The following is a 13070-nucleotide window of genomic DNA, read 5'->3' as shown; positions in this document are numbered from 1 at the left end:
TCCGATTATGACTGACGGCCGCCAACAGCAAGGGGGAGCAAGCTCCCCCTTCGGTTTTTACCGGACACTAGTGACGCGGAGCGTGGGAATGATCAGGTGAGGCAGGTCAGTCTTCGCGTTTGACTACGAGGGTCAGAATGTCATAACTGGCCACCAGCTCGCCGAGCTGGTTGGTCACTTCCACATCCCACGCCACCACCCCTTGCGGAACGCCTTGCGGGCTCTTCTTGCCCTGGTCGATCTTGCGTTTGCAGGTCAGGCGCGCCTGGATGGTGTCGCCGATGCCGACCGGGTTGATGAAGCGCAGGGTGTCCAGGCCGTAGTTGGCCAGGACCGGGCCGACGCCAGGGGATACGAACAGGCCGGCTGCTGCCGACAGCACGAAGTAGCCGTGGGCGATGCGCTTGCCGAATTGCGATTCCTTGGCCGCGATGTCGTCGAAGTGCATGTAGAAGTGGTCGCCCGACAGGCAACCGAAGTTCACCAGGTCCGCCTCGGTGACGGTGCGACGGTGAGTCAGCAGCGACTCGCCGATCTGCAGGTCCTGGAAATAGCGACGGAATGGGTGCACTTCGGTTTCGATGACCTTGGCGCCGCGTACGTATTCACCGGTGACCGCTGCCAGCATGGTCGGCGAGCCTTGTACCGCCGCGCGTTGCAGGTAGTGTTTCACCGCACGCAGGCCGCCGAGTTCTTCACCGCCGCCGGCACGACCCGGGCCGCCGTGCTTGAGTTGTGGCAGTGGCGAACCGTGACCGGTGGATTCACCGGCGCAGTTGCGGTCAAGTACCAGCAGACGGCCGTGCAGGGCCGCGGCCACTGGAATCGCTTTGGCGGCGATGTGCGGATCCTTGGTCACCAGGCTTGCCACCAGGCTGCCTTTGCCGCGTGCGGCCAGGGCCAGTGCTTCGTCCAGATCGTCGTAAGCCATCAGGGTGCTGACTGGACCGAACGCTTCGATGTCGTGAGCGCCACCTTCGGCGTGCGGGTCGCGGGCCTGCAACAGGGTCGGGGCGAAGAACGCGCCCTTATCGACGTTCTCGCCGCGAGGTTCGAAACCGTCGCGGGCGCCGAACAGCAGGTCGCTGCTCTGCAACAGCATTTCCAGGCGTTCGGCCACGTCTTTCTGCTGATCGTGGGACGCCAACGCACCCATGCGCACGCCTTCTACCGACGGGTCGCCGACCACCACTTTGGCCAGGCGATCACGCAAGCGAGTGGCCACTGCATCGATGTGCTTGGCCGGGACGATGGCGCGACGGATGGCGGTGCATTTCTGCCCGGCCTTGGTGGTCATCTCCCTGGCGACTTCCTTGATGAACAGCTCGAACTCTTCGTCATCCGGGGTGACGTCCGGAGCGAGGATCGCGCAGTTCAGCGAGTCGGCTTCGGCAGTGAACGGCACCGAATTGCGAATCAGGTTCGGGTTGACCCGAAGCTTGGCCGCGGTGTCGGCGGAACCGGTGAAGGTCACCACGTCCTGGCCTTGCAGGCGATCGAGCAGGTCACCGGTGCCGCCGATAATCAGCTGCAGGCTGCCCGCCGGGAGCAGGCCGGAGTCGTCCATCAGGCGCACCACGGCTTCGGTCAGGTAGCTGGTGGCGCTGGCTGGCTTGACGATGCACGGCATGCCGGCGAGGAAGCTCGGCGCGAATTTTTCCAGCATGCCCCAGATTGGGAAGTTGAAGGCGTTGATGTGCACCGCGACACCGCCGCGTGGCACCAGGATGTGGGTGCCGGCGAAGGTGCCCATCTTGCTCAATTGCAGCGCCGGGCCTTCGTGGACGACGTTGCCCGATGGCAGTTCACGCGAGCCAAGGCTGGCATAGGTGAACAGCGTGCTGTTGCCGCCTTCGATGTCGATCCAGCTGTCGGCACGGGTCGCGCCGCTGTGGTGGGATATCGCGTAGAGCTGTTCCTTGCGTTCGGCCAGGTACAGGGCCAGGGCCTTGAGACGCTGGGCGCGTTGCTGGAAGTCCAGCGCCATCAGGCCGCTGACGCCTTGGCGGCGGCCGTGTTCGATGGCTTCGGCGAAGTCCGGACGCTCTTCATGGGTGCGTGCGATTTCATGGCCGTCGATGGCACTGCGCAGGATTTGTGCGCCTTGTTGGCCGATCCAGCGGCCGGCGATGAAACTTTGCAGGGTAGGGGCGTGGGACATTGCAAATGCTCCGGGTTTGGTCATCAAGTTAAGAATTAGTGTTGGCTGGCGCCCGAAGCGCCGATGCCGGTCATGGAACGAATGAACTGCGCCAGGTAACGGCCGCGCTCAAGGGCGGCACGTGGCGAACGGTCGGTGACGGAAAACAGCCAGGCGCTGAAAAAGGCCAGGCTCATGGAAAACAGTGCCGGGTTGGAATAGGGGAACAGTGCCTGGTCGTGATGCAGCACGTTGACCCACACCGCCGGGCTCAGCACCAGCAAGACGATTGCCGACACCAGCCCCATCAGGCTGCCGCTGACCGCGCCACGGGTGGTCAGGCCTTTCCAGTACATCGAGAGGAACAGCACCGGGAAATTCACCGAGGCCGCGATGGCCAGCACCAGCCCGGACAGGAAGGCAATGTTCTGCGATTCGAACAAAAGGCCAAGGATGATCGCCAGCACACCAATGCACAGGGTGGCGATTCGCGATACACGCATTTCCTGCTGCTCGCTGGCCTGGCCCTTGCGCATCACGCAGGCATACAGGTCGTGGGACACCGCCGAGGCGCCGGACAACGCCAGCCCGGCCACCACCGCCAGGATGGTGGCGAAGGCCACCGCCGAGATGAACCCGAGGAACAGGTTGCCGCCGACCGCCTGGGCCAAATGCACGGCGACCATGTTGCCGCCGCCGATGATCGCGCCGCTGGCATCGCGGTACGCCGGATCGGTGCCGACCATGACGATCGCACCGAAGCCGACGATGATCAGCAGCAAGTAGAAGTAGCCGATGAAACCAGTAGCGTAGAACACGCTTTTACGTGCTTCCCTGGCATCGCTGACGGTGAAGAAACGCATCAGGATATGCGGCAGGCCGGCGGTGCCGAAGATCATGCCCAGGCCCAGGGAAATGGCATCGACCGGATTGGACAGCAAGGCGCCGGGGGCCATGATCGCGCGGCCTTTGGCGTGCACGGCGGTAGCACCGGCGAACATCGCTTCGGTGCTGAAACCGAAATGCTTGAGCACCATGAACGCCATGAAACTGGTACCGAATAGCAGCATCACCGCCTTGATGATCTGCACCCAGGTGGTGGCGAGCATGCCGCCGAAGGTGACATAGAACACCATCAGCACGCCGACCAGCATCACCGCGTAGAGGTAATCGATACCGAACAGCAATTCGATCAGCTTGCCAGCGCCGACCATCTGCGCCACCAGGTACATCAGTGCCACGGTCAGGGTGCCGAAGGCCGACGTCAGGCGCACGGGCGTCTGTTCCAGGCGATAGGAGACCACGTCGGCGAAGGTGTATTTACCGAGGTTGCGCAGGCGTTCGGCGATCAGGAACAGGATGATCGGCCAGCCGGCCAGGACGCCCAATGCATAGAGCAAACCGTCGTAGCCGTTAAGGAACATCATCGCGGAAATGCCGAGGAAGGATGCTGCCGAGATCATGTCGCCGGCAATCGCCAGGCCGTTCTGGAAGCCGGTCATGCCGCCGCCAGCGGTGTAGAAGTCACTGGCCGAGCGGGTGCGCAATGCGGCCCAGCGCGTCACACCGAGGGTGAACAGGACGAACAGCATGAACATGCCGATGGCGTTCCAGTTCAGTGGACGGGACGCGCCCTCGGCGGCTACCGCAAGATCGGTGACCAGAGCCAGCGGCAACAGGAACAACGCAAGAAGACGGCTCATCGGGCGCACTCCTGCTTGAGTTTTTCATTCAGCGGGTCGATCACGTTGTTGGCGCGATAGACGTAGAAACCGGTCAAGGCAAAGGCCAGCACCACGATCACCACACCCACCAGCATGCCCACGGTGGTCACGCCGCCACTCAGGGACTGGCCGAGGGTGGAGGGGGAGAACGCCACCAGCAGGACAAAGCCGAAATAGATCACCAGCATGATCAGCGACAGGGACCAGTACAGCGCCTGCTTGCGGCGTACCAGCTGGATGAAGTGGGGGTGCTGGTGGATGAGTTCTATGTCTTGGGGGCTCATGGTGGTGTCCTTTGTTTTTTTTGTTGTGGGCGCAGCTATGGGATACAACACAGATCATTGTGGGAGCGGGCTTGCCCGCGAAGACGGAATATCAGGCGACATCAATGTTGAATCTGATGGCCTCTTCGCGGGCAAGTCGAATCGTCGCACCGCCGCTCCCACAGGGTTTTGTGTAAGTCCGGTAGATCGGATATCAGAGCTGATCGAAATCCAGCACCACCTTGTCGCTGATCGGGAAGGCCTGGCACGACAGCACATAGCCGGCGGCCACTTCGTAGTCTTCCAGGGCGTGGTTGCTGTCCATTTCCACTTCGCCTTCGATGACCTTGCATTTGCACGTCGAGCACACACCGGCCTTGCACGAGTAGGGCAGTTCGGCGCCCTGGGCGTTGCCGGCATCGAGGATGCTCTGGCTGTTGCGCGGCAGGTCGAAGGCCAGGGCACGGCCATCGCTGATCACGGTGATCTGGCTGACCGCCGCATCGACCTGGCGGGCGGCTTCGCGGGCCTGGCGTTTCTGCTGGCTGCCAGCGGCGGCGAACAATTCGAAATGAATGCGCTCAGGCGCCATGCCCTTGGCCTTGAGGCTGTCGCGCACGGTCTCGGTCATTTCCTGCGGACCGCAGATGAAGGCGGCATCGAGGGCTTCGACATCGAGCCAGCGGCTGAACAGCTGCTCGCATTTCTCGGCGTTGATCCGGCCGTTATACAGGTCGACATCCTGCTGCTCGCGGCTGAACACGAAGATCAGGTTCAGGCGTTGCAGATAGCGGTTCTTCAAGTCTTCCAGCTGTTCGCGAAACAGTGCACCGGAGCTGGAGCGGTTGCCGTACAGCAGGGTGACGCGGCTGTGGGGCTCGGTTTCCAGGGTGGTCTTGATGATCGACAGGATCGGCGTGATGCCGCTGCCGGCGGCGACGGCCAGGTAGTTGCCGTGGCGGGCGGGATCGAGTTCAACGCTGAAATGCCCGGCGGGCGGCATCACTTCCAGGCTGTGCCCGGCCTTCAACTGCTCGTTGGCAAACGCGGAAAAACGACCGCCTGCGACGCGCTTGATAGCAACCCGCAGTTCACCGTCGTTGACGCCGGTGCAGATCGAGTAGGAGCGGCGCACTTCCTCGCCGTCCAGCTGGGTGCGCATCACCAGGTGCTGGCCCTGGGTGTAATGAAAGCTGTCCTGCAGGTGCTGCGGAATCTCGAAGGCGATGGACACCGCGTCACGGGTCTCGGTGCGCACATCCTTGATGGTCAGGCTGTGAAATTTGCTCATTGTTGTTCTCCAGCTGGACGGCAGACGCCGCTCAGATGCACTTGAAATAGTCGAACGGTTCCCGGCAATCGACGCAGCGATACAGCGCCTTGCACGCGGTGGAGCCAAACTCGCTGAGCACTTCGGTGTGGACGCTGCCGCATTGCGGGCAGGCGATCACCGGGCTTTCGCCGAGCAGGCTGCGTTTGCTGGTGCTGCCTTCAGGTGGTGCGATGCCGTAGGCGCGCAGGCGTTCGCGGCCGCTGTCGGTGATCCAGTCGGTGGTCCAGGCCGGGGTCAGGCGGCGCTCCAGGTTCGGTGCCTGGAAGCCGGCCTGTTCCAGCGCCTGGCGGATATCACCCTCGATCACTTCGGTCGCCGGGCATCCGGAATAGGTCGGGGTGACCACCACATGCAAGTGCCCGGCTTGCCAGTCGAGATCGCGGACGATCCCCAGGTCCACCACGCTGACCACCGGGACTTCCGGGTCCATGACCTCGGCCAGGATCGCCCAGGCGGCGGTTAAGTCGCTCGGTTGTGCCGGCCGGGCGCCGAGGTCGCTGGCGATCAACTCACCAGGTTGCATCGGGGTACGCTCGTGGCAGGAACTGCATTTCGGCCAGCAGGATTCCCAGGTGCTCGGTGTGCAGGCCCTTGCGCGCATTCAGGTAGAAATAGCTCGGTGCTGCCGGCACGGGCAGGGTGGCGCTGGCGAAAATGTCGTTGACCTTGGCTTGCCACTGCGCCCTCACGCTGGCGATGTCCGGGGTGATACCGGCTTCGCACAGGCGCTGTTCGCTGTCATCGGCGGCGATCAATTCAACGGTAAAACGCCAGACCTCGGGAATGGCCGCGAGCATGCGCTGGTGGCTTTCCTCGGTGCCGTCACCCAGACGCTCGACCCACTCGCCGGAGCGGCGCAGGTGATAGGTGACTTCCTTGACCGCTTTGGCGGCGATCCCGGCAATGCGCTCATCGCTGGACTGGCTCAGGCCCTGGAGGACCGGCAGGTGCCAGGCGTCATACAGGAACTGCTTGAGGAGGGTTACCGCGTAATCGCCGTTAGGTTGTTCCACCAACAGCAGGTTGCGATAGGCGCGCTCGTCGCGGCGGAACGCCAGGTCGTCGGCGTCGCGGCCGTCGTCCAGCAGCTCGGCGGCGTAGTCCAGCCAGTTGCGGGCCTGGCCCACCAAGTCGAGGCCGACGTTCATCAGCGCCAGCTCTTCTTCCAGCGCCGGGGCCTTGCCGCACCACTGGCACAGGCGCTGGCCCTGGATCAGGGCGCTGTCGCCCAGGCGCAGCAGGTATTCGATCAGATCGGTCTTGTTATTCATGGTCGACCTCACATGTGCCCGACTTCGGCCGGCAGCTCGTAGAAGCTGGCATGGCGGTAAACCTTGTCGTCCGACGGATCGAACAGCGGGTCTTTCTCATCCGGCGATGAGGCGGTGATCAGCTTTGAGGGCACGACCCACAGGCTCACGCCTTCGCTACGGCGGGTGTACAGCTCGCGGGCGTTCTCGATCGCCATGGTGGTGTCGGCGGCATGCACGCTGCCGACGTGCTTGTGGTTGAGGCCGTGCTTGCTGCGCACGAAGACTTCGAAGAGGGTCCATTCGGACATTTCAGTTACTCCACATCTGTTCGGTTTTTTGCTGACGGGGCTGAAGATCAAAAGATCGCAGCCTTCGGCAGCTCCTACATGGGATCACCGGCTCCTGTAGGAGCTGGCGCAGCCTGCGATCTTTTGGCGGCATGGAAGCCGCCGAAGATCAATCAAGCGGCGTTCTTGTTTTGTTTTTTGCGGGCGTGGGCGACGGCGGCTTCACGAACCCAGGCGCCGTCTTCAATCGCCTTGCGGCGGGTAGCGACGCGTTCGGTGTTGCACGGGCCGTTGCCCTTGAGCACTTCGTAGAATTCGTCCCACTGGATTTCGCCGAAGTCGTAGTGGCCGCGCTCGGCGTTCCACTTCAAGTCCGGGTCGGGGCAGGTGCAGCCCAGCAGTTCCAGCTGCGGGATGGTCTGGTCGATGAAGCGCTGGCGCAGTTCGTCGTTGCTCTGGCGCTTGATTTTCCAGGCCATGGATTGCGCGCTGTTTGGCGAGTGTTCATCGCTTGGGCCGAACATCATCAGCGACGGCCACCACAGGCGGTTGATCGCATCCTGGACCATGTCTTTTTGCGCCTGAGTGCCGTGACGCATCATGGTCAGGAGGATTTCGTAGCCCTGGCGCTGGTGGAAACTCTCTTCCTTGCAGATGCGGATCATCGCCCGGGAATAGGGGCCGTAGGAGGTGCGCTGCAGCACCACCTGGTTGACGATCGCCGCGCCATCCACCAGCCAGCCCACTGCGCCCATGTCGGCCCAGTTCAGCGTCGGGTAATTGAAGATGCTCGAGTACTTGGCCTTGCCGCTGTGCAGCTTGGCGATCTCTTCATCTCGGTCGGCCCCCAGGGTTTCCATGGCGCTGTACAGGTACAGGCCGTGACCGGCTTCGTCCTGGATCTTGGCCATCAATTGCAATTTGCGTTTGAGCGTCGGCGCGCGGGTGACCCAGTTGCCTTCCGGGAGCATGCCGACGATTTCCGAGTGGGCGTGCTGGGAAATCTGCCGGATAAGGGTTTGCCGGTAGGCATCTGGCATCCAGTTCTTGGCTTCGATCTTGATTTCTGAATCGATTTTTTCCTGGAAGGCACGCTCCTCATCGGACATCTCCGAGAGGTCTTTGATGCGCTTTACGCCTGTTTCTACGAGCTGTGCGTACATGGGGGTCTCCCGCCGTGAATCTGTTCGAGGGCATGGAGAACTTTATAAGCGATACAGAAATTAATATCAAACAGAAAATGACGTGTCGTATTTGTTTTTGTATCGCTTTGGGATGAAAGGTTGGTTTTTTGGGGTGAGCCTCTGTGGCGAGGGGATTTATCCCCGTTGGTCGCGGAGCGGCCCAGGAGAATGTGACTGCTGCGCAGTCCAACGGGGATAAATCCCCTCGCCACAGAGGCTCGCTCCCACAGGTGCATGCAGGGCGGTGAAGGGGCAAAAAAAAGCCCCGCATCAGCGGGGCCTAAAGGGGTGCAGCAGTCATGCTTTAGGGCGTTTATCGACGACGTGGCAGGCTTTGCCCTCGGATCGCTTGATCGAATGGAAAGGCTGCAGGACGATTCGCGAACTGATCCCGATGTACGTCTTGATGTGTTTGCCGAGCTCCCCGCAAACAGCCTTCTGCTGTTCTTCGCTCAGGTGCTGGTGCTCGGCCTTCAACTCGACATGCACATCAACGCTGTCCAGGTTGCCATTGCGATACAGATGGATCTCGTAGCACTCGGAAAGCTGTTTGATTTTCAGTACTTGCTCCTCGATCTGCGTCGGGAACACGTTGACCCCGCGGATGATCAGCATGTCGTCGCTGCGCCCGGTGATCTTGTCGATCCGCCGCATCGGCCGCGCAGTGCCCGGCAGCAGGCGCGTCAGGTCGCGGGTGCGATAGCGGATCATCGGCAGCGCTTCTTTGCTCAGGGACGTGAACACCAGTTCGCCCATCTGCCCGTCCGGCAGCACTTCGCCGGTGACCGGGTCGATGATTTCCGGGTAGAAGTGGTCTTCCCAGATGGTCGGGCCGTCCTTGGTCTCGGCGCATTCCATGGCGACACCGGGCCCCATGATTTCCGAGAGGCCGTAGATGTCCAGGGCGGTGATGCCCAGGCGTTGCTCGATGGCGCTGCGCAGCTCGGCGGTCCATGGCTCGGCGCCGAAGATGCCCAGGCGCAGGGCCAGTTTGTGCGGGTCGATGCCCTGGCGCTCGATCTCGTCGGCGATATTGAGCATGTAGGACGGCGTGACCATGATGATGTCCGGCTGGAAATCCTTGATCAGCTGCACTTGTTTTTCGGTCTGGCCGCCGGACATCGGGATCACCGTGCAACCCAGGCGTTCGGCACCGTAGTGCGCACCGAGGCCGCCGGTAAACAGCCCGTAGCCGTAGGAAATGTGCACCTTGTCGCCACGCCGGCCACCCGCCGCGCGGATCGAACGCGCAACCACGTTGGCCCAGGTGTCGATGTCGTTCTGGGTGTAGCCGACCACGGTCGGTTTGCCGGTGGTGCCGCTGGATGCGTGCAGGCGCACGATGTCATGCATCGGCACGGCAAACATGCCGTAGGGGTAGTTGTCGCGCAGGTCGGACTTGGTGGTGAAGGGGAACTTCGCCAGGTCGTCGAGGGACTTGATGTCGTCCGGGTGCACGCCCAGGGCATCGAAACGCTGACGGTATAGCGGCACATTGTTGTAGGCGTGGTTCAGGCTCCAGCGCAGGCGCTCCAGCTGATGTTGGCGCAGCTCGTCGATGCTGGCGGTTTCCAGCGGGTCCAGCATGGGATCTAGCACGGCTTGGGCAATTGGCATGTTCATGTGTTCACTCGAATTGTTTTTGTGTTCCAGCCCCTGTATGCAGGGGCTTTGAGTGCATGCCCCAAGGATACCTCTCGGCACCCCGGGAATCGCGATTCTTTAGTGGGGTAGACGCTCGATGATCAGCGCGATCCCTTGACCAACGCCGATGCACATGGTGCACAGGGCATAACGGCCATTGCGCTCCTCCAGTTCATGCAGGGCGGTGGTGACCAGGCGTGCGCCGCTCATGCCCAACGGGTGGCCCAGGGCGATGGCGCCGCCGTTGGGGTTGACCCGTGGGTCGGTGTCGCTCAGGCCCAGTTCGCGCAGGACGGCCAGGCCCTGGGCGGCAAAGGCTTCGTTGAGCTCGATCACGTCCATGTCCGCCAGGCTCAGGTTTGTAACCTCCAGCACCTTGCGGGTGGCCGGGACCGGACCGATACCCATGATGCGCGGCTCGACGCCAGCGGTCGCCATCGCCACCACCCGGCCACGAGCGATCAGGCCGTGGCGTTTGGCAGCTTCGGGGCTTGCCAGCAACAGCGCGCAGGCACCGTCGTTGACGCCCGAGGCATTGCCGGCGGTAACGCTGCCGCCCTCGCGGAATGGCGTGCCCAGTTTGGCCAACTGCTCAAGGGTTGTGTCGCCGCGTGGGTGCTCGTCGTGCTCGACCACTTTGGCCGGGCCTTTGCGCTGGGGAATTTCCACCGCGACGATTTCTTTCGCCAGGCGTCCGTTGGCCTGGGCAGCGGCGGCGCGTTGCTGGCTGCGCAGGGCGAAGGCGTCCTGGTCGGCCCTGGAGATGTTGAACTGTTCGGCGACGTTCTCTGCCGTTTCCGGCATGGAGTCGATTCCGTACGTCTTTTTCATCAACGGATTGACGAAACGCCAGCCGATGGTGGTGTCGAACATCTCGGCCGCGCGGGAAAACGCCTGTTCGGCCTTGCCCATCACCAGTGGGGCGCGGGACATCGATTCAACGCCACCGACCAGCATCAACCCGGTTTCGCCACTGCGAATCGCCCGCGCTGCGGTGCCGACCGCATCCAGCCCGGAGCCGCACAGGCGATTGAGGGTGGTGCCGGGTACGCTGACCGGCAACCCGGCCAGCAGTGCCGACATGCGTGCGACGTTGCGGTTGTCTTCGCCGGCCTGGTTGGCGCAGCCGTAGATCACATCGTCCACCGTGTTCCAGTCCACTTGCGGGTGACGGCGCAGCAGTTCGCGCAGCGGCACCGCGCCGAGGTCGTCGGCGCGCACGCTGCTCAGCACTCCGGCGTAGCGGCCGATCGGGGTGCGAACGGCGTCGATGATCAGGGCGTCATTCATTGGGGGTCTCCTGCGCCAGCACCGAGCCGCGCACTTTGTAGGACTTGCCGTGGAACAGGGCGATCAACTGGCCCTGCTGGTTTTCAATGCGTACGTCGTAGTTGCCGGTGCGCCCGGAGCGGCTTTGCTCGATGCAGTCGGCATTGAGCGTGTCGCCCAGGCGCGCCGGGGCGATGTAGTCGATGCTGCAGCCGATGGCCACGGTGGCTTCGTTGTAGCTGTTGCAGGCAAAGGCAAATGCCGAGTCGGCGAGGGCGAACAGGTAGCCGCCGTGGCAGGTGCCGTGGCCCTGGACCATGTCTTCGCGCACGATCATGCCCACGCGAGCGGAGCCTGGGCCGGCGGACAGCAGGCGCATGCCCATGGCCTGGCTGGCGTTGTCGCGCTGGAACAACGCTTGCGCGCAGTCGCTGGCCAGGTTCATCGCTTCGTGGTTAGTCATGGAAGTTTCTCCCTTCGGCTACGCGGCGGCGCAGCAGCAACGATGGCCGGTAGCGTTCTTCGCCATAAGCGGCTTGCAGGTTGTCCAGCGTATTGAGGATGTGCGGCAGACCAACGGCATCGGCCCAGGCCAGCGGGCCTTGGGGATAATTGACCCCGGCGCGCATCGCCAGATCGATGTCGACGGCCGAGGCCACGCCTTGCAACAAGGCGTCGGCGGCCTCGTTGGCGAGCATCGCCACGGTGCGCAGGACGGCGAGGGCCGGGCTGTCGCTGAGCAGGCTGACCTTGAGCCCGGCCCGTTGCAGCAGTGCAACGCCTTGTTCGAGTGCCAGCGGATCAATGCCGGCTGCATGGCTGATAGCGATACGTTGGGCCTTGGCATAGTCGAACGCCAGATCCAGCAGAATCAGGTTACGCAACCCGTCTTCCCGGGCTCGCTGACAGGCCATGCGTCCGTCGCTCAGGGCCAGCACGGCATCACCCACGCGCAGCAAACCGCGGCCATCTCGCTGGAGGACTTCAACGCCTTGCGCTTGCAGACGCCCGAGCAGGCCTTGGGCGAACCCCAGGTCACCTTCGGCAACGCAACCATCGACGGTCGCCGCACTGCTGATTTCAGCCGCTTGCGGGCGCTCGGCGCCTTGGGCGTAAGCGTAGAAACCCTGTCCGCTCTTGCGCCCCAGTCGTCCACCGTCTACCAGCTCTTTCTGGATCAGCGACGGCTGGAAGCGCGTGTCCTGGTAGCAGGCATCGAACACCGAGCAAGTCACGGCGTAGTTAACGTCATGGCCGATCAGGTCGGTGAGCTCGAAGGCGCCCATGGCAAAGCCGCCGGCCTCGCGCATCAGCGCATCCAGGGTTGGGCAATCGGCGGCACCTTCCTGTAGCAGGCGCAGGCTTTCGGCGTAGAACGGCCGGGCCACGCGGTTGACGATGAAGCCCGGCGTGGAGCGGGTGTGCACCGGTTTTTTGCCCCAGGCCTTGGCGGTGTCGTACAGGCACTCGGCCAAAGCCGGATCGCTGGCCAGGCCCGAGACGATTTCCACCAGCGCCATGACGGGCGCCGGGTTGAAGAAGTGCAGGCCGAGCAGGCGTTGCGGGTGTTGCAGCTGCGCTGCAATGCTGGTGATCGACAGCGACGAAGTGTTGCTCGCCAGGATGCACTGCGCGCTGCAGATGCCTTCCAGCTGGCGGAACAGTGCGCGCTTGACCTCGAGGTTCTCGACGATGGCCTCGATGATCAAATCGCAATCGGCCAGGGCTTCGATGGCTTCCACGGCCTGCAGGCGGGCGATGGTTGCGCTGCGCGACTCGGCGGGCAGCTTGCCGTTCTCGACCCGTTTGCCCAGTTGCCGATCGATGCCTTCAATGGCCTGGGCCGCAGCGCCGGGGCGATTGTCCAGCAGCAACACCGGATGCCCGGCCTGCGCCGCGACCTGGGCAATGCCGGCACCCATGGCGCCGGCGCCGATCACGGCGATGCGTGCAGAAGTGTTCAATGCGCTCAT

Annotated in this window: 12 protein-coding genes; all 12 read right to left on the bottom strand. The window is 63.1% G+C overall.

Annotated elements, in window-relative coordinates:
* Positions 1-106: 106 nt before the first annotated feature.
* On the bottom strand, positions 107-2161 hold the full coding sequence (paaZ, locus tag AC3WWR_RS11905) for a phenylacetic acid degradation bifunctional protein PaaZ (RefSeq protein WP_168758660.1): 2055 nt from the start codon (positions 2159-2161) through the stop codon (positions 107-109).
* 35 nt (positions 2162-2196) lie between these two features.
* Positions 2197-3843, bottom strand: a complete 1647-nt coding sequence (locus AC3WWR_RS11900; RefSeq protein WP_432668433.1) for a cation acetate symporter — start codon at positions 3841-3843, stop codon at positions 2197-2199.
* Entirely contained in the window at positions 3840-4148 is a 309-nt protein-coding gene (locus AC3WWR_RS11895; RefSeq protein WP_020795555.1) for a DUF485 domain-containing protein, read from the bottom strand. The genes AC3WWR_RS11900 and AC3WWR_RS11895 overlap by 4 nt, the downstream gene beginning before the upstream one ends.
* Positions 4149-4341: 193 nt before the next feature.
* Complete coding sequence (gene paaE / locus AC3WWR_RS11890; RefSeq protein ID WP_432668432.1) at positions 4342-5418, bottom strand: 1,2-phenylacetyl-CoA epoxidase subunit PaaE; 1077 nt, start codon at positions 5416-5418, stop codon at positions 4342-4344.
* Positions 5419-5449: 31 nt separating this feature from the next.
* Positions 5450-5983 (bottom strand): 1,2-phenylacetyl-CoA epoxidase subunit PaaD, encoded by a 534-nt coding sequence (paaD, locus tag AC3WWR_RS11885; RefSeq protein WP_168758658.1) that lies wholly within the window; start codon positions 5981-5983, stop codon positions 5450-5452.
* The gene (paaC, locus tag AC3WWR_RS11880) at positions 5970-6731 is read right to left on the bottom strand and encodes a 1,2-phenylacetyl-CoA epoxidase subunit PaaC (protein ID WP_033043863.1); all 762 of its coding nucleotides are present in this window, start codon (positions 6729-6731) and stop codon (positions 5970-5972) included. Before paaC ends, paaD begins: the two co-directional genes overlap by 14 nt.
* Before the next feature lie 8 nt (positions 6732-6739).
* Positions 6740-7021 carry a 1,2-phenylacetyl-CoA epoxidase subunit PaaB gene (gene paaB, locus AC3WWR_RS11875; protein WP_020795551.1) on the bottom strand — a complete coding sequence of 94 codons (282 nt, stop codon included), beginning with the start codon at positions 7019-7021 and terminating at the stop codon, positions 6740-6742.
* Between the two features lie 152 nt (positions 7022-7173).
* Positions 7174-8163 (bottom strand): 1,2-phenylacetyl-CoA epoxidase subunit PaaA, encoded by a 990-nt coding sequence (gene paaA, locus AC3WWR_RS11870; protein ID WP_020795550.1) that lies wholly within the window; start codon positions 8161-8163, stop codon positions 7174-7176.
* A gap of 318 nt (positions 8164-8481) precedes the next feature.
* A complete protein-coding gene (paaK, locus tag AC3WWR_RS11865; RefSeq protein ID WP_454866188.1) occupies positions 8482-9807 on the bottom strand; it encodes a phenylacetate--CoA ligase PaaK in 1326 nt (441 codons plus the stop codon).
* A gap of 99 nt (positions 9808-9906) precedes the next feature.
* Positions 9907-11118 carry a 3-oxoadipyl-CoA thiolase gene (gene pcaF / locus AC3WWR_RS11860; protein WP_492598715.1) on the bottom strand — a complete coding sequence of 404 codons (1212 nt, stop codon included), beginning with the start codon at positions 11116-11118 and terminating at the stop codon, positions 9907-9909.
* Positions 11111-11560 (bottom strand): hydroxyphenylacetyl-CoA thioesterase PaaI, encoded by a 450-nt coding sequence (gene paaI / locus AC3WWR_RS11855; RefSeq protein ID WP_454866186.1) that lies wholly within the window; start codon positions 11558-11560, stop codon positions 11111-11113. Before paaI ends, pcaF begins: the two co-directional genes overlap by 8 nt.
* Positions 11553-13070, bottom strand: a complete 1518-nt coding sequence (gene paaH, locus AC3WWR_RS11850; RefSeq protein ID WP_454866185.1) for a 3-hydroxyacyl-CoA dehydrogenase PaaH — start codon at positions 13068-13070, stop codon at positions 11553-11555. The genes paaI and paaH overlap by 8 nt, the downstream gene beginning before the upstream one ends.

Source organism: Pseudomonas sp. EB271-G4-1 (assembly GCF_058791355.1).
The sequence above is the reverse complement of the archived record's forward strand: the minus strand, read 5'-3'. Positions and strand labels throughout refer to the sequence as shown.